Below are 21,085 nucleotides of genomic sequence, written 5' to 3' on the forward strand. Positions count from 1 at the left end.
GGGGCCTCGGCGCAGGAGCGGTACTGCTGGTCGTGGATGAAATGTTCATGTGCTGCGGTCCTCTCTTGCGGCGGGACTGTGCAGCCTTGTCTCGCCTGTGTCATGTCGTGTTTTCCCGGGGCCGTGAAAGCCGCTTGAGGCCTTTCCCTCGGTTTGCGCCTGAGCGCAAAACCTTTGCACGCGCGGGTAAGACAGCTTACAGCGAGTTCGACAAGATCCACGCCGGCCTTCCACGTGACACGCACGGTATGGATAGGCAGACAAACACAGTACATGAGCATGTTGAACGAGACGATCCTGAGCCGAGATGGTTTGAAGCTGGTGCGCCGGCACTGGCGCGTGGCACAGCCCCGCGGCACCGTGGTGCTGGTGCACGGCATCGCAGAGCACAGCGGGCGCTACCACCATGTGGCGGCCCAACTCAATGAATGGGGCTGGTCGGTTGAAAGCTATGACCAGCGTGGGCATGGCGAATCCGAAGGGCCCCGCGGGCGCCTGTGTCGTGATGATGACCTGGTGCAGGATCTGGCTGCCGTGGTGGCCCAGGTTCGTGCCGAGCAGGCGCCGGGCCCACTGTTGCTGATGGGGCACAGCATGGGCGGGTTGGTGGTGGGCTGCTATGGCGCCGATCTGCTGGAGCCCCGCTCACCGACGGCGCCGCCCGACGTGGACGGCGTGATCATGATCTCGCCCGCGCTGGCCATACCCATGAACTGGTTCCGGCGCTTGCTCATGGCCAGCATGGGGCGCCTGGCGCCGGATCTGTGTGCGCGTACTGGCTTCAACCCCAAGGCGATTTGCCGTGATGCCGCTGTGGTGAGGGCCTACAAGGGCGACCCGCTGGTGCATGACCGCATCAGCCCGCGTCTGGCCCGCTTCATTCTGGAAGGCGGCGGCTATGTGCGCGCCCTGGCCGGCCAGTGGGTCAAGCCGACGGTGTTGCTGTATGCCGGGGCCGATGAGATCGTGGACCCGAAGGGCACCCGGCAGTTCGCGGACGCCGCACCGGCGCATGTTCACACCCGTTGCTTTCCGCACATGGCGCACGAGATCCTCAATGAACCCGACCAGGTCATGGTGTTCCATGCGCTGCATGCCTGGCTGGAGGCACGCTTCGCACCTCACCTTGCGTACCCCGGGGGCAGCTTGAACGCGGCCTGATCCCTGTTGGCTGGATGCCTCGCTGGTGCGGGCCAGCCCTGGTGGTCCTATCATGGCTTCATCGAGCTTTGCGCTTGCTTGTGGCCACCAGATCAGATGCCCTCTTCGATCCATTTCCATCATGCCGAGTCAGCACAGGCGCTGGCCCAGGATCTGGCGGGCTTTGTGGCGCAGCAACTGCGTGAGAGTCTGGCTCGGCGGGGGCAGGCCTTGCTCGTGGTCTCGGGGGGCAGCACGCCCTTGCCCTTTTTCAAGGCCTTGTCGGGCATGGCGCTGGATTGGTCGCGTGTGTGCGTGACCCTGGCTGATGAGCGCTGGTTGCCACCCGATCACGCTGACAGCAACGAGCGCCTGGTGCGCGAGGGGCTGCTGCAGGGCTTGGCGGCGCAGGCACCGTTCCTGCCGCTGTTCAATGGCGCTGCTTCGCCCGAGGCGGCGCAGGCAACGGTCTCACAGGCCTTGGATGGCTTGCCCTGGCCGGCTGATGTGGTGGTGCTGGGCATGGGAGGCGATGGGCACACCGCGTCGCTGTTTCCGCATGCACCCGAATTGGCCGATGCGCTGGCCGACGGCGCGGGGCCGCGTTGCCTGCCGGTGGCCGTGCCGGCCCTGCCCAATGTGCCTGTGCCCCGCCTGAGCCTCACCCGCCGTGCCTTGCTGGACACGCGGCACCTCGTCATCCATGTCACCGGGGCATCCAAGCTGGCCTTGATCAAGCAAGCCATGCAGGACGGGCCTGTCGAGCCATGGCCGATCCGGCTGGCCTTGTTGCAAAGCCAGGTGCCATGCGAGGTGTTCCATGCAGACTGACTACCCCAAGTTGCTGGGTGACATCGGTGGCACCAATGTGCGGCTGGCACTGAAGCTGTCGCCTGACGGCGAGATCAGCCACATCCTCAACCTGAACTTGCGTGACCATGCCGATGCGGTGTCGGCCGTCGAGCATTACCTGACGCAGGTGGGGGCTGGCAGCGGCCCCATGCGGCCGCGCACCGGCAGCATCGGTGCAGCCGGGCCGGTGCTGGGCGACCACCTGCAGTTGTTCAACGCGCCCTGGGGCTTCTCCATCGAGGGCTTGCGCCAGGCCCTGGGCTTGACACGGCTGAGGGTGCTCAATGACTTCACGGTGCTGGCCTTGGCCTTGCCGCATTTGCCCCAGGCCGAGTTGCGGCAGATCGGGGGGCTGGCGCCTGTTGCAGGCATGACCATGGGCCTGCTGGGCGCGGGGACGGGCCTGGGCGTGTCCGGCCTGGTGCCCGATTTGCAAGGGCAGATGTCGCCCATTGCAGGGGAGGGTGGGCACGTCACCCTGGCCGCTTCAGATGACAACGAAGAGCGCCTGATCGCCTTGCTGCGTCGGCGCTTCGGGCATGTGTCGGCCGAGCGGGTGCTGTCTGGCTCAGGGCTGGTGGTGCTGTATGAGGCGCACGCGCAACTGGCGGGGCAGCCCGCCGAGGCGCTCATGCCGGCCGATGTGACGCAGCGTGGTCTGGCCGGACAATGCGCCCTGTGCGAGGCGGCCTTGAACAGCTTCTGCCTGTTCATGGGGACGGTGGCGTCCAACCTGGCCGTGTCGCTGGGGGCCCAGGGCGGGCTGTTCATCGGCGGCGGTATCGTGCCGCGCCTGGGCGAGTTCTTCGAGCGATCCGGCTTTCGCGAACGCTTTGACGCCAAGGGACGCTATGCAGACTACCTGCGACGCATCCCCGTGTTCGTCATCCACTCGCCGTATCCAGCCTTGATCGGGGCGGCGCAGGCTTGAGTTGATTCCCGATGACCCCGCTTACTCCGCTTGCAGGCGGGGCTGCATCTTGGCTGGGCTGCTGGGGAACGAGTGGCGCACGATGCGCCAGATCACCTGGCTGAACTGCGAGACCATGGAGCCGGTGTTGTACTGCACGCCATAGCGCGCGCAGATCTCGCGCACATGCGGCGCCATGTCAGCGTAGCGGTTGGCAGGTACATCGGGGAAGAGGTGGTGCTCGATCTGGTGGCTCAGGTTGCCCGTCATGATGTGCAGCAGCTTGCTGCCCGACAGGTTGGACGAGCCCAGGACCTGGCGCAGGTACCACTGCCCGCGGGTCTCGTTCTTGACGATGCTCTTGGGGAAGGTTTGCGCGTTGGTGGTGAAGTGGCCGCAGAAGATCACCGTGTAGGTCCAGACATTGCGGATGCCGTTGGCCACCAGGTTGCCTAGGAACACCGACCAGAATGCGGGCCATGCCAGCAGAGGGAAGACAAGGTAGTCCCTGATGAGCTGGCGGCGCGTCTTGCGCAGCACCGGCGCGGCCTCCTTGAACAGCTGGCGCCAGGTGATGCGGCCAATGAAGACGCGGCCCAGGCGCAGGTCCTGCACGGCCACACCCCACTGGAACAGCAAGGCGAAGATCACGGCGTACAGCGGCTGCAGCAAGGCAGCGGGGTACCACTTCTGTTCGGGGAACAGGCGCAGCACGTCGTAGCCGATGTCGTCGTCCATGCCGTGCACATTGGTGTAGGTATGGTGGCGGAAGTTGTGGGTCTTGACCCAGTTGGCGCTGGTGCCCACGATGTCCCACTCGAAGGTCTTGCCATTGAACTTGGGGTCGTTCATCCAGTCGAACTGACCGTGGATGACGTTGTGGCCCAGCTCCATGTTGTCCAGGATCTTGGAGATGCCCAGGATGACCGCGCCAGCCAGCCAGGTTGTCCACAGCCAGCCCTCGGGCATGAACAGGCCGGCCATCAGCAGGCCACGGCCCAGGACCTCGGTCCAGCGCACGGCGGCGAAGATGCGGCGGATGTAGCGGGCATCGCGTTCGCCCAGGTCGGCCACGGTGCGGGCGCGCAGGGCGTCGATTTCAGCGCCGAAATGCTGGAGCTCGTCGGCAGTCAGGGGGCGGCGGAGGGCTTGGCTCATGTCTCTTGTCTCAATCAGATGTCCAGCGAGAGGTCGCTCACGGCGCGGCTGACGCACAGGCGCACCTGGGTGTCAGGCTCGGTGTCCTGATCGCCCGTGTTGATGTGGCTGGTGGTGCCTTCATGCTTGGTGCACACGCAGGTGTTGCAGATGCCCATGCGGCAACCGGAGGCGGGGTTCATGCCCGCTTGCTCCAGCGCGACCAGCAGGGACTGGCCGGACGACACATCCAGTGCGCGGCCGCTCTTGCGCAGTTGCACGCGCACGGTGGTGGTGGCCTCGGGTATCAGCGCAGGCGCTGCAGGGGTGAAGCCCTCGGCCAGGAAGCTGCGGGCCGTGCCAGCGGTCAAGGTGCGGGCGGCTTCCACGAAACCGCCGGGGCCGCAGGCATAGATCTGGCGCTCGGGCAGGTCTTTGACCAGCTCGGTCACTTGTTCGGCGCTGATCAGGCCCCGGGCCTCGTCGGCCAGTGTCTGGGCTTCGTGGGTCAACACCACCTGCAGCTTGAAGTTGGCGTGGCGCTGGGCCAGGTCGCGCAATTCGCGCAGGAAGCACAACTCGGCGCGGGTCTTGGCCCAGTAGATCAGGCTCAGCTCGACAGGCATGCCTTGCGCGGCCAGCTGGCGCGTCAGGCTCATCAGCGGGGTGATGCCACTGCCGGCGGCCAGGAACAGCCATTTGCCCTGGGGGTGGGCGTTCAGGGTCATCTCGCCGAAAGACGTGCCCAACTCCACCACATCGCCTGCGCGGACATCCCGGCAGAGGTGGGTGCTGAGCTTGCCGCCCTCGACGCGCTTGACGGTGATCTCGATGCGCCCGTCACGGCCGGGCACATTGGTGATGCTGTAGCTGCGCGTGGTGCGCCGGCCATTGACCTCGGCGCTCACATTGATGTGCTGGCCGGGGCGCACCTTGCCGCAGTGGCGGTTGGGCTGCAGCACCAGGGTGATGGCGTCCTGCGCTTCCACGCGGCGCTCCACCACGCGGGCCAGCGGGCGCGCCCAGGACCAGGCCGGGTTGATCAGGCCTGCCCAGAAATCGAACACCGATGGCTCGATCAGCGGCGCGACCAGCCTTTGCAGGGGGCCGGCGCCGGGGCCGACCGAGGAGGTGGGGGCAGAAACGGACACGTGAACCACTTTCAAAAACAGCTCTTCAGGCTGGTTGGCCTGGGAATGCGCGCAAGTATACGCAAGCATAGACAATTGTCTATACACTTGTGCATTAATTGCTGACGATATGATGTCGGACCTTCAGATCGGCATCAATGAGTACGAACCTGTCCCCTGTTCAGGTGGCCACCCCAGGCCGCAAACCGGTGATTTCCCGCGAGGACATCATGACGGCGGCGCTCAAGCTGGTGGGCCCGCACCGCAGCGTGTCTTCCTTGAGCCTGCGCGAAGTCGCGCGGGAAGCGGGCATCGCGCCCAACAGCTTTTACCGGCAGTTTCGCGACATGGACGAGCTGGCGGTCGCCCTGATCGAGCGCGCGGGTGCATCGCTGCGCCAGATCATCGGGGAGGCCCGTCAGCGGGCCACTGCAGATCGCAGCGTGGTGCGGGGCTCTGTCGAAGCCTTCATGGAGCAACTGCACACAGACGACCGCTTGCTGCAGATCCTGCTGCGTGAAGGCACGGTCGGGTCATCGGCGTTCAAGCAAGCCGTGGACAAGCAGCTCAATTTCTTTGAAGAAGAGTTGAAGCTGGATCTGATCCGCCTGGCAGAAGCCAACAAGACAGGCTTGTTCGAGCCGGCACTGACGGCCAAGGCCATCACGCGGCTGGTGTTCACCATGGGCGCCACGGCCATGGACCTGCCGCAGGACAAGTACACCGAGCTGACTGAGCAGGTGGTGTTGATGGTCCGCATGATCGTGACGGGCACGCAGACGCTGGCGGTGACGGGTTCACCGGATCGCTGACGGCCGCTGCGCTGCGCATGCAGGCGTTTGCTGTTCTCACCACACCCGGTTTTTGCACCTTGTTACGTGGTGTATAAATAAATTAATAAGACCCAGCAAATGGGGCGGGAGTGATTCATGGTCAGGTGCGTCGATGGCGCGCGCCTGCTTCACGGCTGTCCACTTGTTGTTGTCGATGTCTGACCTCAGGTGGAGTTGTTTGCTGTGCCCCTTTTCCGACTGAACGCGAATGCCGCGATGGGCTGGGTGCTGCTCGCCAGCGGCGCTTTGGCGTTCGCTGGCTTGGCCTTGTCGAACCTGCAGCAGGCTGCGGTCTTGGGGCTGGGCCCGCTCATGCAATGGAGCGGTGCGACGGGTGGGCTTTTTGCCGTGCTGGCCCTCTGCATGGCCTGGCTGTCCCGGGGCCTTCCCCTTTCCCTTTCATCCGGCCGCGACCTTGCCCTGCGTCAGCTCGGCAGGTTGGTTTGCCTGGCCTACCTGCTCGTGCACCTGTATGCCTTCACCCGTCTCGCAGCGCTGTGGACGGTGGGCTGCATGAGCCTGGCCGCGTTCGGCCTGGTGTTGAGCAAGCTGCCCGGCGGTGCGCGCCGTGGCGCTGCGTCGTGAATTGTTTTCTCTGTGTTTTCAACCAAGGCAAATAAAGGAGCCAAGCATGAGTTTCGTCCGTACCCTGGCCAAAGTGGCCGTCGTGTCTTCGATCGCGTTGATGGCCGGTTGCGCCAGTGTGAACAAGGCCCCCGCGTCTGTGGACGCCGAGTCCAAGCAGTTCAAGGTCAACGCTGCAGTGGCACAGGTTTATGTGTACCGCAATGAAACCTTGGGTGCGGCTTTGTCCATGCCCGTGGCGGTGGATGGCAAGGTGGCAGGCTCGACCGGCCCGCATTCCTTCTTCAAGTTCAACCTGCCTGCAGGCAGCCACACGATCACCTCGCAGGGTGACGAATCCAAGCTGACGCTGAACACCGAGCCGGGCAAGCTGTACTTCGTGTGGCAGGAAGTCAAGATGGGCATGCTCTCGGGCAGCTCCAAGCTGCAACTGGTTTCTGAAGACCAGGGCAAAAAGGGCGTGGCGGAGTGCACGCAGATCCAGTCGAACTTCTGATCACCTTGTGATGTAAAAAAATTCAGTCCCCCCACCCATCCGGGTAAACACATGAACTGCACATAGCCATGCAGCGGGAGCGATGCGGCCCCAGTGGAGAGATCGGGTCTGGAGCAAGCCCGGACAGGCTGGGTCCTTGGGGGGACTGAACAAAACGTGTTGAAGGCCCGGACGATCAGGCCCTCAACACCCACCAATTGACGCGCGGGTTGAGCTCTTCACAGATCACCTCGCGCTTGACGATGTATTCGATGGTGGGGCAGTGCTCGGCCGGGACCACCGGCGCCTGGGTGAGCCAGTAGTGCACATGCGCCTGCGTGATGCCGTTGCCGATTTCGCGCGCGAGCCGGGTCTGCGAGCCGACGATGCCGATGGCTTTGAGTAAGGCTTCCTGGGGTGTCATTGTTTTCTCCTGCAGACGTATTTGTAGTCAATTATCGATATTTCTGCAAGATGCCCAACAAAGAGTTTTGTAGCATCCACGCATGAGCAAGAAAAACAGCGAATGGGACAGCTATACCGGGCGCCTCCTGTGGGCCATGAGCCGGGCAGGCAAGACCAACCAGAGCGAGCTGGCCCGCGCGGTCGGTGTCAAACCCCAATCCATCCAGTACCTGTGTGATCCCAATGCTGGTGCGCGTGGCAGTTCGCACACGCCTTCGCTGGCGCGTGAACTGGGCGTGGGCGCCGAGTGGCTGGCAACGGGGCAGGGGCAGCCAACAGGTGCCATGGCACTGGGCACACGTGAGGCCGCTTCACCGGGGTATGCCGTGCGGCAGGTGGACGCGGGGCAAAGCCGTGCCCTGCGGGTGACAGGTGCCGTGCGTGTGGGGCCTCACGTGGGTGCCCAGCCCGGCGAGTTGCACAGAACGGATCTGGCCAAGGGGCAGGCTGACGGCTACCTGACCTTGCCTTTGATGCTGCCCGGTCCGCCCGTGGTGTTGCGCGTCCAGGGGGCGGCTTTAGCCCCAGGCATCAAGGACGGGCAGTTCCTGGTGCTGCAGGCTGTCCATGACGCCTTGCAACTGGAGCCCGAAGACACCTTGCTCATCACACTCACCGATGGGCGCGTGATGCTGCGCGAGTTGATGGTGGTGCGTGAAACCAGCTTGCTGGTGCTGCCTATGGCGGGTGGGCAGCCCGAGCCCCTTGCGCGCGAAGACATCGCCAGCATTGAGTTGATCGTGTGTGTGGTGCCGCGCCGCTGGTGGCGTGTGGGGGCGTGAGGCGACCCTTCCCGATGCCATGTTGAGGCCCCGCGCCAGCAATGGCCACGCACCAAGGTGGTCCATAACTTGCTGCTGTCACACAGACGCCTGCACACTGGTGCGGGCCAGCCCTAGCCGGAGATCTGTGTGTCCATTCACGTCGCCCTCAATCACGTCACGCACTACAGCTACGACCGCCTGGTCAACCTGTCGCCGCAGGTCGTGCGTCTGCGGCCTGCGCCGCATTGCCGCACCCGCATCCTGTCGTACTCGCTGAGGGTCGAGCCGGCCGTCCACTTCGTCAACTGGCAGCAGGACCCGTTCTCCAACCACCTGGCCCGCCTGGTCTTCCCGGAGCAGACCCAGGAATTCAAGATCACGGTGGACCTGGTCGCCGAGATGGCGGTCTACAACCCCTTTGACTTCTTTCTGGAGCCTGAGGCCGAGAACTACCCCTTCCAGTACGACGCCTCCACGCTGCATGACCTCGGGCCTTATCTGGTCAAGAGCGAGCTGACGCCGGCCTTCAAGGCCTTTGTTGACAGCATCGACCGCACCGAGGTGCGCACCATCGACTTCCTGGTCGGGCTCAATCAGCGCCTGCAAAACGACATCAGCTACACCATCCGCATGGAGCCGGGCGTGCAGACGCCTGAGGAGACGCTGACGCTGAAGTCCGGCTCATGTCGGGACACCGGCTGGCTGATGGTGCAGGCCTTGCGCCACCTGGGCCTGGCGGCACGCTTTGTGTCCGGCTACCTGATCCAGTTGAAGGCCGACGTGGCCGCGCTGGACGGCCCCTCAGGCACGGAGGTGGATTTCACCGACCTGCATGCCTGGTGCGAGGTCTTCCTGCCCGGCGCTGGCTGGATCGGCCTGGACCCGACCTCCGGCCTGCTGGCAGGCGAGGGCCACATCCCGGTGGCCTGCACGCCCGAGCCCACGGGGGCCGCGCCGGTGGCCGGTGCCGTGGACGAATGCGAGGTGAGCTTTGAGCACCGCATGGGCATCACCCGCATCTATGAAAGCCCGCGTGTCACCAAGCCTTATACCGATGAGCAGTGGCAGGCTATCGACGCGCTGGGCGCCAAGGTGGATGCTGACCTGCGTGTGGGCGATGTGCGCCTGACCATGGGCGGCGAGCCCACTTTCGTGTCCGTGAGCGACCGCGATGGCGCCGAGTGGAACACCGACGCCCTGGGGCCAACGAAGCGTGGCCTGGCCACCGAGCTGGTCCACAAGCTGCGCCAGCGTTATGGCGAAGGCGGCTTCCTGCACTTCGGGCAGGGCAAGTGGTACCCGGGTGAGCAGTTGCCGCGCTGGGCCTTGTCGATTTTCTGGCGCACCGATGGCCAGCCATGCTGGCATGACCCCAGCCTGTTTGCCGACGAGCGCAACTCGGTGCGCTACACCAGCCAGGATGCCCGGCTCTTCATCGACACCCTGGCCACCAAGCTGGGCGTGGGGTCGAGCTACGTCCAGCCTGGTTATGAGGACACCTTCTACTACCTGTGGCGCGAGCGGCGCTTGCCCGTCAACGTTGACCCCTTCGACGCCAAGCTTGATGACGAGATGGAGCGCATGCGCCTGCTGCGCGTGTTCGATCAGGGGCTGGAGCACCAGGTCGGTTATGCCTTGCCCCTCAAGCGCAACGATGCGCTGGGCCTCAGCGGCCCCAAGTGGGTGACGGGGCCGTGGTTCTTCCGCGATGAGCGCATGTACCTGTTCCCAGGCGATTCACCCATGGGTTACCGCCTGCCACTCGATTCCCTGCCCTGGGTGAGCAAGGGCGACTTCCCTTACAGCCATGAGCACGACCCGTTTGCCCCGCGCGGGGCCTTGCCGGCAGCGGCCTCGCTGAGGGCCCAGTACGGGCAGCATCAGGTTGGTGGTGGTTTTGCGCAAGGTGGCGTGGTCGGCACGCAGGGCCAGAACGTGGCCGGTCTGGGGGGCGCGGGCGTCAATGGCGAGTGGGGTGCCCTGGGCGCCAACCCGCCCGCAGGCCTGGGCGAAGCTGGCAAGCCGGGCGGCGACCCTGCGCGCATGCCCAACCGCTTTGAGTCGGCACACTGGATCACGCGCTCGGCCTTGTGCGTCGAGGTGCGCAACCCTGATCGTGCCAGCGGCCCCAAGGTGGAGGCCGAAGGCCAGGGCGGTGGCGTGATGTATGTGTTCATGCCGCCCCTGACCTTGCTGGACGACTACCTGGACCTGCTGGCCGCTGTGGAGGCCACGGCGGCCGAGTTGGGCATGGCCATCGTGCTGGAAGGCTACCCATCCCCGCGCGATCCCCGCCTCAAGCTGCTGCAGGTCACACCCGACCCCGGCGTCATCGAGGTCAACATCCACCCCGCCTCCAGCTGGGAGCAACTGGTGGACCACACCGAGTTCCTCTACCAGGCTGCGCACGAAACCCGCCTGTCCACCGAGAAGTTCATGGTCGATGGCCGGCACACCGGTACCGGCGGCGGCAACCACTTTGTGCTGGGTGGGGCCACGCCATCGGACAGCCCCTTCCTTCGGCGTCCGGACCTGATCCCCAGCCTGCTGACCTTCTGGCACAACCACCCCTCGCTGTCCTACCTGTTCTCGGGCCTGTTCATCGGGCCGACCAGCCAGGCGCCCCGCATCGACGAGGCGCGCATGGACCAGGTCTACGAGACCGAGATCGGCCTCAAGGAAATCGAGCGGCAGATGGACATCTGGGGCCAGTGCCCGCCCTGGTTGATCGACCGCACCTTGCGCAACCTGCTGATCGACGCCACCGGCAACACCCACCGCAGCGAGTTCTGCATCGACAAGCTGTACTCGCCCGACGGGCCCACGGGCCGTCTGGGCCTGCTGGAGTTGCGCGCCTTCGAGATGCCGCCCCACGCCAAGATGAGCCTGGTGCAGCAGTTGCTGCTGCGGGCGCTGGTGTCGTGGTTCTGGAAGACGCCCTACAAGGGGCATGGCGCCCAGCGCCTGACCCGCTGGGGCACGGGCCTGCATGACCGCTTCTTGCTGCCCAGCTTTGTCGAGCAGGACTTTGCCGACGTGCTGGCCGAGTTGCAGATGGCCGGCTACGACTTCCATAGCGAGTGGTTTGCGCCGCATTTCGAGTTCCGCTTCCCCTATATCGGCGAGATCTCGTCCGCTGGCGTGCGCCTGACGCTGCGCGGCGCGCTGGAGCCCTGGCATGTGATGGGTGAAGAGGGCTCGCCAGGCGGCACGGTGCGCTACGTGGACTCCTCTCTGGAGCGGCTGGAAGTGCGTGTGACGGGGCTCAATGGCAACCGCCATGTGGTCACGGTCAATGGCCAGATCCTGCCCTTGCACCCCACTGGCCGGGTGGGCGAGTGCGTGGCGGGCGTGCGCTACCGTGCCTGGCAGCCGCCGTCCTGCCTGCACCCGACCATCGGCCCGGACGCCCCCCTGACTTTTGACGTGGTGGACGGCTGGCTCAAGCGTTCGCTGGGCGGCTGCCAGTACCACGTGGCCCATCCGGGTGGCCGCAATTACGACACCTTCCCCGTGAACGCCTATGAGGCCGAAAGCCGGCGCCTGGCGCGCTTCTTCCGCATGGGTCACACGCCAGGCTTGATGCCGATCAAGCCCAAACCTGCCGGTATCGAGCACCCGTTGACGCTGGACCTGCGCACGTCACGCTCAGCTTGAGGGTGGCAAGGGGCAACCCTAGGTACCAGCAGGGCCGGGGTTTGACACACTGGACTTATGGGTTGTAATCCCAACCCGTCGTTCATTAGTCAGTACCCATGTCGGTTTCGCCCCCCAGTGGCACACCTCAACCATCGGCCTCGTCTCCCGGGACGGCCTTGGGCGAGGCTGTGTACCGCGATTGCTTTGATCTGTCCCCCGCCGCCCAGGTGATCCTCAATCACCGGGGCGAGTTGCTGGACCTCAACCTCCAGGCCTGCACGGTGATGGGCCGCGATCGGGCCGCGCTGCTGGGGCACCGCCTGACGGACGTGGTGCACCCGGATGACCGCGCCGAGATCTTCGCGGCCATCGAGCACAGCACCGAGCACAGGGTGCCTTTCGAGTTGGCCTGCCGCGTGCAGTCTCCGGGGCAGGCGCTGCGCTGGTTCCTGGTGCAGTCCCGCCCTGCCAGCCATGCCGAACACGGCACGCTCTGGTACACCTTGCTGGCCGACATCACCGAGCGCAAGAAGCAGGAGGCATGGCTGGCACACCGCAATGCCTTGCTCACCGCCCTGTCGCAGGGCTTGCCGGGCATGATCTACGTGTTCAGGCCCGGTATGGACAAGGGTGGTCGCCTGGACTTTGTCAGCGAAGGCGTGCGCCATTTGTTTGGAGCCTCGCCCGAAGAGGCCCTGGCCAGCCCATGGGTGCTGTACAACCGCGTGCCACCCGAAGACCTCAACAATTTCTTCCAGCAGCGTGACCTGGCCATTGGAGAGTCCAGCCGCCTGCACAGCGAGTTTCGTGTCCGCAACGCCGAAGGCGAGTTGCGCTGGTGTGCGGCCGATTCGGTTGCCGGCCTGGACGCCGATGGCAACGAGGTGCGCTGCGGTTACATCGCCGACATCACCGAGCACAAGCTGTATCAGGATGCGCGTGTGGCCGCGGAGACGGCCGAGCGTGCCAGCCGCGCCAAGTCGCAGTTCCTGTCGCGCATGAGCCATGAACTGCGCACCCCGCTGAACGCCGTCATCGGGTTCGCGCAACTGCTGCAGATGGACAATAGCCCCGCGCTGGCCGACGGGCAGCGCCAGAAGGTCCAGCTGATCGAGCGCTCGGGCGCGCACCTGCTGGACGTCATCAGCGACGTGCTGGACCTCTCGCGCATCGAGGCTGGCGACATGCCCTTGTCGGTCGAGCCCATCATGCTCGGTGGCGTGATCAACGACGCCCAGGCCATGGTGGCCGAAGCGGCGCACCGGGCGAATGTCCTCATGACGGAGTCAGGGCGCAGCTGGGACATGTATGTCATGGCCGACCGCGTGCGCCTGCGCCAGGTGCTGGTCAACCTGCTGAGCAATGCGGTCAAGTACAACCGGCAGGACGGCCAGGTCTGCGTGTCCGTCCGCATGGAAAACGACACCCGCGTTTTGCTTGAAGTCACCGACACCGGCGTGGGCCTGAGCGAGAGCCAGATCACCCATCTGTTCGAGCCCTTCAACCGCCTGGGGGCCGAGCACTCGGGCGTCGAGGGCACCGGCATTGGCCTGGTGATCGTGCACCGATTGGTGGAGCTGATGGGCGGCACGATTACCGTGCGCAGCCAGGCCGGGCAGGGCACCACCTTTTCCTTGAGCCTGCCTGCCGCCGAGGTGGACCTCGCCTCCGATCATGGCGTGCTGGACGAAGCGCTGCCCGAGTCTCGTCAGGCCACCATCCTGTACGCCGAAGACAACGAGATCAACGTGCTGCTGGTGCGCCAGATCCTGGAGTTGCGCCCTTCCTGGAAGCTGGAAGTGGCCCACAGCGGTGCCGAAGCACTCAAGCTGGTGAGCAAGATCCAGCCCGATCTGCTGCTGCTGGACATGCACCTGGGTGACATGACCGGGTTCGAGCTGGCAGACCTGCTTGATCAGAACCCGGCCCTGCAGGGCGTGACCAAGGTGGCCCTGTCGGCCGACGCCATGCCTGATCGGGTTCATGCTGCCCGCGCCAAGGGCTTCAGTGCCTACCTGACCAAGCCGCTGGACGTGGCCGCGCTGCTGCGTTGCCTGGACGAGCACCTGGCTGCCAGGTAGGTGCGGGCGCTTGTGGCTCAGACCTTGAAAACGTCCACCACCTCCGCCAGAGTTTGCGCCTGGTGCTTGAGGCTTTCAGATGCGGCCGCCGACTCTTCAACCAGGGCGGCATTTTGCTGCGTGACTTGATCGAGTTGCGACACGGCATCGCTGACCTGCGTGATGCCCGTGGTTTGCTCGTTGGTGGCGGCGGCGATCTCTGAAATCAGATCGGTGACACGGCGCACCTGGACCACGATGTCGTCCATCTGGCGGCCGGCCTCGTTGACCAGGCCCGAGCCGTTTTCAACCTTGGTGACACTCTCGTTGATCAGGCTTTTGATCTCCCGGGCGGCTTGCGCGCTCCGTTGGGCCAGGGTGCGCACCTCACCCGCCACCACGGCAAAACCCCGGCCTTGCTCGCCTGCACGCGCGGCTTCGACCGCCGCGTTCAAGGCCAGGATATTGGTCTGGAACGCGATGCCGTCAATGACACCGATGATGTCCGAGATCTTGCGGCTGGACGTCGAGATGTCACCCATGGTGCTGATCACCTGCTCCACAACCGAGCCGCCCGTCGTGGCGGCCGAGGAGGCGCCCTGGGCAATCTGGACCGCCTGCCTCGCCGTATCGGCGTTTTGCTTCACGGTGGCGCTCAACTGCTCCATGGATGCGGCGGTCTGCTGCAGATTGGACGCTTGCTCCTCGGTGCGTTGAGACAGGTCGGCGTTGCCGCTGGCGATCTCGGTTGAGCCGGTGGCAATCGAATCGCTGCTGTGGCGGACCCGGCCCACCAGGCTGGCCAGGCTGTCATTCATGCGCTTGAGGGCGCTCAGCAACTGGCCGGTTTCATCTTGCCCATGGGCGTCGATGTGTGAACGCAGGTCGCCGGATGCCACCAGTTCGGCCACCTTGACTGCCTGGCCCAGTGGCACGGTGATGGAGCGCGTGATGTACAGCGCGGTCACCACGCCGAGCAGCACCGCGATGAAGGCGATCGAGAGCAGGGCCGTGACAGACCGGTGGTAGGTGGCCTTGCTTTGATCGGCCTGCTTCTGCCCCAAGGTCTCGTTATAGCCCCACCAGGCGTTGATGGCGGTGGTCAAGGTCTTGTAAGCGGTCCAGGACTCGCCCATGGCGATCGCGCGTTGCGCGACGAGCTGAGCCTGATCCAGGTCGGTCTGGATGCTGGGGTCGGCTGTTTTCCTGACCTGAATCACGTAGGCGCTGAACGCGGACTTGACCTGGTCGAGGTGGTGTTGGTCCTGCGTGTCGTCAACCAGCTTTTCATAAGCCGCAAGGCCTTGTTGCACCGCTGTTTCGGCCTGGGCGATGTCCTTGAACGTGACCAGACGCTCATTGAGCGCAGCCTGTTGCAGTGCACGCAACTCAAAGCGTCGCAGGGCGTTGAGGCCGTCGTTCACCTGGTAAATGACCTTCAAGGACGGCAGCAGGCGCGTGTTGTAGGTGTCGGCGTTCGCGTACAGGTTGCCAGCTTGCACGGCCGCGAAGCCGACCATGCCCGCGAGCATGAGCAAGATGATGGCGAAGCCACTGGCCAGGCGTTGGCCAATTTTCAGTCTGCTCAATACATGCATGGCAAATCCCTCTCGTTCAATTCCGGTGGACGATCTGATCGGGGCTATTTCCTGGCAGCTCATAGGGTTATCGAACAACCGGGACCCAGCTTGAGGCCATCTCTTTTGCGCTAGATCAGGGAGAGTCTCTGGCCGGTCTCTTGCTTGCATGCCTGACAATCGGTCTGGCTGATACCAGCTGTCTTGCCCTCAAGCACCCCTATGTCCTCGACCCTTCAGCTTTTTGATGACCCTGCCGAGCCGCTCTCGGTTGCGGGTGACATGCAGCGGCAGGCGCGCGCGGTGGAGCCGGGGCATTACGACGAGCTGCGCGATGACGAGGGCCAGTTGCGCCCGGCCTGGCAGGCTTTTGCCGAGCACCTGGGCGCGCCGCTGCCGGACCTGACGCGCCGCCAGAGTCTGCTGGCGCACCAGATCCAGGAAGACGGCATCACCTACAACGTCTACAACGCACAAGGGGGCCCGAGCCGCCCCTGGTCGCTGGAGGCTTTGCCGTTGATCCTGTCGGCGGCCGACTGGCAGGCGCTGGAGCGCGGTGTGGCCCAGCGCGCCAACCTGCTCAACCGCGTGCTGGCAGACGTGTACGGCGAGCAGACCGTGCTCAAGGAGGCCTTGCTGCCTTCCGCGCTGGTATTGGGGCACCCCAGCTACCTGCGCGGCCTGCAGGGCGTCAAGCCAGTGGGTGGCGTCTACCTGCACGTGGTCGCTTTTGACCTGGTGCGCGCGCCCGACGGCGCCTGGTGGGTGGTGTCGCAGCGCACCCAGGCCCCATCTGGCCTGGGCTACGTCATGCAGAACCGCCTGATCGTGTCGCGCTTGTTCCCCGAGGCCTACCGGGCCATGAACGTGCAGCACCTGGCCAGTGGCTACCGGCGCCTGCTGGACACCATGACCGAGCTGGCCAGCCTCTGCGCCGAGGGCGAAACACCGCGCCTGGCCCTGCTCACCCCCGGGCCTTACAACGAGACCTACTTCGAGCACGCTTACCTGGCGCGCTACCTGGGCCTGCCCCTGGTGGAAGGCGGCGACCTCGTGGTGCGCGACGAAGGCCTGTTCCTCAAGACCGTGCAGGGCCTGGAGCCCATCCACGGCTTGCTGCGCCGCCTGGACGATGATTTTTGCGACCCGCTGGAGCTGCGGTCTGACTCGACGCTGGGCATACCCGGCTTGATGCAGGCCGTGCGTGCCGGCAAGGTGGTGCTGGCCAATGCCCTGGGTACAGGCTTTCTGGAGTCCCCCGCGGTGCATGGCTTCCTGCCGGCACTGTCGCGCAAGCTGCTCGGGCAAGAGCTGGCACTGCCCTCGCTGCCAACCTGGTGGTGCGGCGAGTCGGCCGCCTGGCGGGACGTGCGCGACGAGCTCACCGAGCGTGTGATCCGCCCCAGCTACCCCCATGCCGGCACACCGGGCTTTGGGGGCTCCAGCACCGTGCGCCAGAGCTTCGATGCCGTCATCGGGCGCGTGCTGACCCCGGCTGCGCTCAAGGCCTGGCGAGAACGCATCGACCACGACCCGGCCGCCTACACGGTGCAACGTTTCGAGCCCTATCCCCAGGCGCCGGTCTGGTCGGGCGGGGCGCTGAGCATGCGCGGTGCGTCCTTGCGGGTGTACGCCTTGTCCGACGGGCAGGGCGGCTGGCAGGTCCTGCCCGGGGGCATGACACGCATCGCCACGCGTGATGCCGGCCCGGTCTCCATGCAACTGGGCGGCAGCAGCCTGGACACCTGGGTGCTGACCGACGAGCCCGTTGACACCTTCTCGATGCTGCCGGCCTCCATCAAGCTCGACGAGCTGATGCAGCGCCAGCGCCCCGTGGCCAGCCGCACCGGCGAGAACCTGTTCTGGATGGGCCGCTATACCGAGCGCACCGAGCAGCAGTTGCGCTTGTTGCAGACCTCGGTCAGCCTGCAGTCCGGTGACGACGAGATGCAAGAGCGCGTCTCGCTGGCCTTGTCGGATCTGGCCGAGTCCAATGGCCTGGTGCCCCCCGGTACGCCCAGCCTGATCAAGTCCCCGCGGGTGTTCGAGCGTGCGGCGCTGGACGCGTTGGTCGACGTGTCGGCCAAACAGGGGGCTTACAGCCTGGGCTTCAACCTGGGCGCCCTGGCGCGCTCTGCGCAAAGCCTGCGCGAGCGCCTGTCCCCAGAGCACGCGCGCCTCTTGCGTGCCATGGGCAGCGACTTCCAGCACCGCCTCACACAAGCGGCCTTGCAAGCGGCCTTGCCACATGAGGAACACGAGCACGACGATGAGAGCGTTGAGCAAGCCACCCGCACGCCGCAAGCGGCCAGGCTGCGCAGCCTGACGCAGGCGCAGGATGCCTTCGAGCACCTGGGCATGCAATTGGCCGCTGTGACCGGCGCCCAGACCGACCGCATGACGCGCGACCCCGGTTGGCGCCTGCTGACCGTGGGCCGGCTCATCGAGCGTCTGACCGGCTACGCCAGCATGCTCAAGGCCTTCTGGGAGAGCGAGGCCCTCACGCACCCGCAGGGCTTTGACCTTGCGCTGGACCTGTTCGACAGCACCATCACCTTCCGTGCGCGCTTCCAGCGTCGCCTGGAGGTGCCTGCCTTGCTGGCCTTGCTGGTGATGGACGAGACCAACCCGCGTGCCCTGGCCTGCGTGCTGCGCCGTTTGCGCACCGAGCTGATCAAGCTGCCCGCACGCGGCGGCTCGCACGCCGACATGCTGGCCTTGCTGCCACATGAAGGCGTGGGTGCGTCACTGGCCGAGCTGTGCGATGCAGACAAAGGCCACGAGGCCGTGCTGGCGCTGCTCAACCGCCTGATCGACGCCGGCTGGCGCTTGTCCGACGAGGTAGGGCGCCGCTATTTCGCCCACGCCGAGCCGACCGACTCCATGGTGAGCGCATGAGCGAACTGTCGAGCGAGCCCCTGCCAGACAGCGCGCGCCTGTCCGTCGAGCATGAGACCCTGTACGAGTACAGCCGCCCGGTCGACCAGGCGCAGCACATCGCCTGCCTGAGGCCTTTGAGTGACGCAGGGCAACAGCTCGAAGTGTTCGACATGTCGGTCAGCCCGACACCCTCGCAACACAGCACGCGCCGCGACAGCCATGGCAACAGCCGCGCCTATTTCGCCTTGCACGCCGCACACAAGACCTTGCGCGTCACGGCGCGCAGCCAGGTGACGGTCACGGCGCGCTACGAGGGCCTGGAACCCGATCAGGGGCCCACTTGCGGCGAGGTGAGGGCGCTGCTGGCCTACCGTGCCAAAGCCCCGTTTCAGCCGGCCAGCGAGTTCGTGTACGCCTCACCTTACGTGCCTTGCCTGACCGCCCTGCGCGAATACGCCGAGATCTCGCTCAAGGACGATCGCCCGCTGGCCGAAGCCGCCATCGAGTTGATGAACCGCATCCACGAGGACTTCGACTACGCGCCCGCGTCCACCGACATCTCCACACCCATCCTGGACGTGTTTCTGCAACGCAAGGGCGTTTGCCAGGATTTCGCGCACCTGATGCTCGGTTGCCTGCGTGCCTGCGGCCTGGCGGCGCGTTACGTCAGTGGCTACCTGCTGACGCGCCCGCCACCGGGGCAGCAGCCTCTGGTCGGTGCAGACGCCTCGCACGCCTGGTGCAGCGTCTGGATCCCCGGTCTGGGGCTGGAGCGGGCCCAGGACTGGCTCGATCTGGACCCCACCAACGACTGTGTGCCCGGTATTCACCACGTCAGGGTGGCCCATGGGCGCGACTTTGGCGACGTCACCCCCTTGCGCGGTGTGATACGGGGCGGGGGGCGCCACACCTTGTTGGTGCGCGTCACCACCCGCTTGCTGGACGAGCCTGTCCGACAAAACCCTGCCCGCACCACTGCGGCCTAGCGGCGCCCCAGGATGGGGTGCATCATGAGGTGGGTGCCCGAAAGCTGTGCCAACTCAATGGCCCTCATGCCGACCCTGGCACACTCTGTGCATGACTGAGTTGACCGCAGCTTTATTCACCCCTACAAGGGGCCAGACGATGCGATTCTTCGACGAGATGCATGTGAGCAGCGCCCAGGTGCGCGACCACTACAGGACCTACGACCGCTGGTTGGGGCGACAGCCTCGCGAGCTGATGGCCTCGCGGCGCGAAGAAGCAGAAATGATCTTCCGCCGGGTGGGGATCACCTTTGCCGTTTATGGCGACAAGGACGAAGACGGCGCAGGCACCGAGCGCCTGATCCCCTTCGACCTGATCCCCCGCATCATCCCCGCCAGCGAATGGCGCGAGATGGAAAAGGGCCTCAAGCAACGCGTGACCGCGCTCAACCGCTTCATCGAGGACGTCTACCACGGGCAGGAAATCCTCAAGGCCGGCATCATCCCCGCCGAGCCCGTGCTCAACAACGCCCAGTTCCGCAAGGAGATGGTGGACCTCAAGGTGCCTGGCGGCATCTACTCCATCATTGCCGGCATCGACATCGTGCGGGCCTGCAACCCCGATGGCTCGGGCACCTATTACGTGCTCGAAGACAACCTGCGTGTGCCCAGCGGCGTGAGCTACATGCTGGAGAACCGCAAGATGATGATGCGGCTCTTCCCGGACCTGTTCGCCGAGCACCGTGTGGCACCGGTGGCGCACTACCCGGACTTGCTGCTGGACACCTTGCGCGCCATGGCGCCCGCATCGGTCAACGAGCCGACCGCCGTGGTGCTCACCCCCGGTGCGGCCAACTCGGCCTATTTCGAGCATGCCTTCCTGGCCCAGCAAATGGGGATCGAGCTGGTTGAAGGCCAGGACATGTTCGTCAAGGACGACTTCGTCTACATGCGCACCACCCGTGGCCCGCAGCGCGTGGACGTGATTTACCGCCGCCTGGACGACGACTTCATGGACCCGGAGGTCTTCCGCAAGGACTCGACCCTGGGGGTGCCCGGCCTGCTGCGTGCCTACCGCGCCGGCAACGTCACCCTGGCCAATGCCTTTGGCACCGGCATTGCCGATGACAAGTCCATCTACCCCTATGTGCCCAAGATGATCGAGTTCTACCTGGGCGAAAAGCCCATCCTGCAGAACGTGCCCACGCATGTCTGCCGAGAAAAGGACGACCTCAAGTACACGCTGGACAACCTGGCCGATCTGGTGGTCAAGGAAGTGCACGGGGCAGGGGGCTACGGCATGCTGGTGGGGCCTGCGTCCACCAAGGCCGAGATCGAGGATTTCCGCAAGGCGCTGCTGGCCAACCCCAGCAACTACATTGCCCAGCCCACGCTGTCGCTGTCGACCTGCCCGACCTTTGTGGAGTCCGGCATTGCGCCGCGCCACATCGACCTGCGGCCCTTTGTGCTGTCAGGCAAGACGGTGCAGATGGTGCCCGGCGGCCTGACCCGCGTGGCACTCAAGGAAGGCTCTCTGGTGGTCAACAGCTCACAAGGCGGTGGCACCAAGGACACCTGGGTGCTGGAGACCTGATCACCCCATACGGCGACGAAGGAGGACACCACCATGCTCAATGAACGCATCGAAAGCCATCTGCCCTCCCACGTGATCG

Annotated in this window: 16 protein-coding genes; 12 read left to right on the top strand and 4 right to left on the bottom strand. The window is 65.2% G+C overall.

All coding sequences use genetic code 11. The features are described from left to right. Nucleotides 1–273: 273 nt before the first annotated feature. The 3 genes from HY019_RS11385 (at nt 274) to glk (ending at nt 2,923) form a co-directional block, all read left to right on the top strand. Complete coding sequence (locus HY019_RS11385) at nt 274–1,161, top strand: alpha/beta hydrolase (RefSeq protein ID WP_290692120.1); 888 nt, start codon at nt 274–276, stop codon at nt 1,159–1,161. A gap of 96 nt (nt 1,162–1,257) precedes the next feature. Continuing rightward, complete coding sequence (pgl, locus tag HY019_RS11390; protein ID WP_290692122.1) at nt 1,258–1,971, top strand: 6-phosphogluconolactonase; 714 nt, start codon at nt 1,258–1,260, stop codon at nt 1,969–1,971. Next, nucleotides 1,961–2,923, top strand: a complete 963-nt coding sequence (gene glk / locus HY019_RS11395; protein WP_290692124.1) for a glucokinase — start codon at nt 1,961–1,963, stop codon at nt 2,921–2,923. Before pgl ends, glk begins: the two co-directional genes overlap by 11 nt. A 21-nt stretch (nt 2,924–2,944) precedes the next feature. Here the strand turns inward: glk and HY019_RS11400 are convergent, their stop codons facing one another. Both HY019_RS11400 and HY019_RS11405 read right to left on the bottom strand, forming a co-directional pair. Continuing rightward, nucleotides 2,945–4,060: an acyl-CoA desaturase gene (locus HY019_RS11400; RefSeq protein ID WP_290692126.1), complete on the bottom strand. Its 1,116-nt coding sequence runs from the start codon at nt 4,058–4,060 to the stop codon at nt 2,945–2,947. Nucleotides 4,061–4,074: 14 nt separating this feature from the next. Then, nucleotides 4,075–5,190, bottom strand: coding sequence for a ferredoxin reductase (locus HY019_RS11405; RefSeq protein WP_290692128.1), 1,116 nt, complete (start codon nt 5,188–5,190; stop codon nt 4,075–4,077). A 137-nt stretch (nt 5,191–5,327) separates the two neighbouring features. Between HY019_RS11405 and fabR the strand changes: the two genes are divergently transcribed. From fabR to HY019_RS11420, 3 genes are all read left to right on the top strand, one after another. After that, nucleotides 5,328–5,981, top strand: coding sequence for an HTH-type transcriptional repressor FabR (gene fabR, locus HY019_RS11410; protein WP_290692130.1), 654 nt, complete (start codon nt 5,328–5,330; stop codon nt 5,979–5,981). Nucleotides 5,982–6,176: 195 nt separating this feature from the next. Then, nucleotides 6,177–6,587, top strand: coding sequence for a hypothetical protein (locus tag HY019_RS11415; RefSeq protein ID WP_290692132.1), 411 nt, complete (start codon nt 6,177–6,179; stop codon nt 6,585–6,587). Nucleotides 6,588–6,633: 46 nt separating this feature from the next. Next, nucleotides 6,634–7,083 carry a DUF2846 domain-containing protein gene (locus HY019_RS11420; RefSeq protein WP_290692134.1) on the top strand — a complete coding sequence of 150 codons (450 nt, stop codon included), beginning with the start codon at nt 6,634–6,636 and terminating at the stop codon, nt 7,081–7,083. Nucleotides 7,084–7,258: 175 nt separating this feature from the next. Here the strand turns inward: HY019_RS11420 and HY019_RS11425 are convergent, their stop codons facing one another. After that, nucleotides 7,259–7,486, bottom strand: a complete 228-nt coding sequence (locus HY019_RS11425) for a YdaS family helix-turn-helix protein (protein WP_290692136.1) — start codon at nt 7,484–7,486, stop codon at nt 7,259–7,261. A gap of 82 nt (nt 7,487–7,568) precedes the next feature. Between HY019_RS11425 and HY019_RS11430 the strand changes: the two genes are divergently transcribed. The 3 genes from HY019_RS11430 (at nt 7,569) to HY019_RS11440 (ending at nt 14,011) form a co-directional block, all read left to right on the top strand. Then, on the top strand, nt 7,569–8,309 hold the full coding sequence (locus HY019_RS11430; RefSeq protein ID WP_290692138.1) for a hypothetical protein: 741 nt from the start codon (nt 7,569–7,571) through the stop codon (nt 8,307–8,309). Between the two features lie 129 nt (nt 8,310–8,438). Then, complete coding sequence (locus HY019_RS11435; protein ID WP_290692140.1) at nt 8,439–11,948, top strand: transglutaminase family protein; 3,510 nt, start codon at nt 8,439–8,441, stop codon at nt 11,946–11,948. A gap of 98 nt (nt 11,949–12,046) precedes the next feature. After that, nucleotides 12,047–14,011: a PAS domain-containing hybrid sensor histidine kinase/response regulator gene (locus HY019_RS11440; protein WP_290692142.1), complete on the top strand. Its 1,965-nt coding sequence runs from the start codon at nt 12,047–12,049 to the stop codon at nt 14,009–14,011. Nucleotides 14,012–14,028: 17 nt separating this feature from the next. Here HY019_RS11440 and HY019_RS11445 read toward each other — a convergent pair whose 3' ends face one another. After that, a complete protein-coding gene (locus HY019_RS11445) occupies nt 14,029–15,588 on the bottom strand; it encodes a methyl-accepting chemotaxis protein (protein WP_290692144.1) in 1,560 nt (519 codons plus the stop codon). A 201-nt stretch (nt 15,589–15,789) separates the two neighbouring features. Between HY019_RS11445 and HY019_RS11450 the strand changes: the two genes are divergently transcribed. From HY019_RS11450 to HY019_RS11460, 3 genes are all read left to right on the top strand, one after another. Further along, the gene (locus HY019_RS11450; RefSeq protein WP_290692146.1) at nt 15,790–18,465 is read left to right on the top strand and encodes a circularly permuted type 2 ATP-grasp protein; all 2,676 of its coding nucleotides are present in this window, start codon (nt 15,790–15,792) and stop codon (nt 18,463–18,465) included. Beyond that, nucleotides 18,462–19,433: a transglutaminase family protein gene (locus tag HY019_RS11455; protein WP_290692148.1), complete on the top strand. Its 972-nt coding sequence runs from the start codon at nt 18,462–18,464 to the stop codon at nt 19,431–19,433. The genes HY019_RS11450 and HY019_RS11455 overlap by 4 nt, the downstream gene beginning before the upstream one ends. 139 nt (nt 19,434–19,572) lie before the next feature. After that, the gene (locus tag HY019_RS11460; protein WP_290692150.1) at nt 19,573–21,006 is read left to right on the top strand and encodes a circularly permuted type 2 ATP-grasp protein; all 1,434 of its coding nucleotides are present in this window, start codon (nt 19,573–19,575) and stop codon (nt 21,004–21,006) included. The last annotated feature ends 79 nt before the right edge of the window (nt 21,007–21,085 follow it).

This window comes from Aquabacterium sp., assembly GCF_016195855.1.
In the GTDB taxonomy this organism is placed as follows: domain Bacteria; phylum Pseudomonadota; class Gammaproteobacteria; order Burkholderiales; family Burkholderiaceae_C; genus Aquabacterium.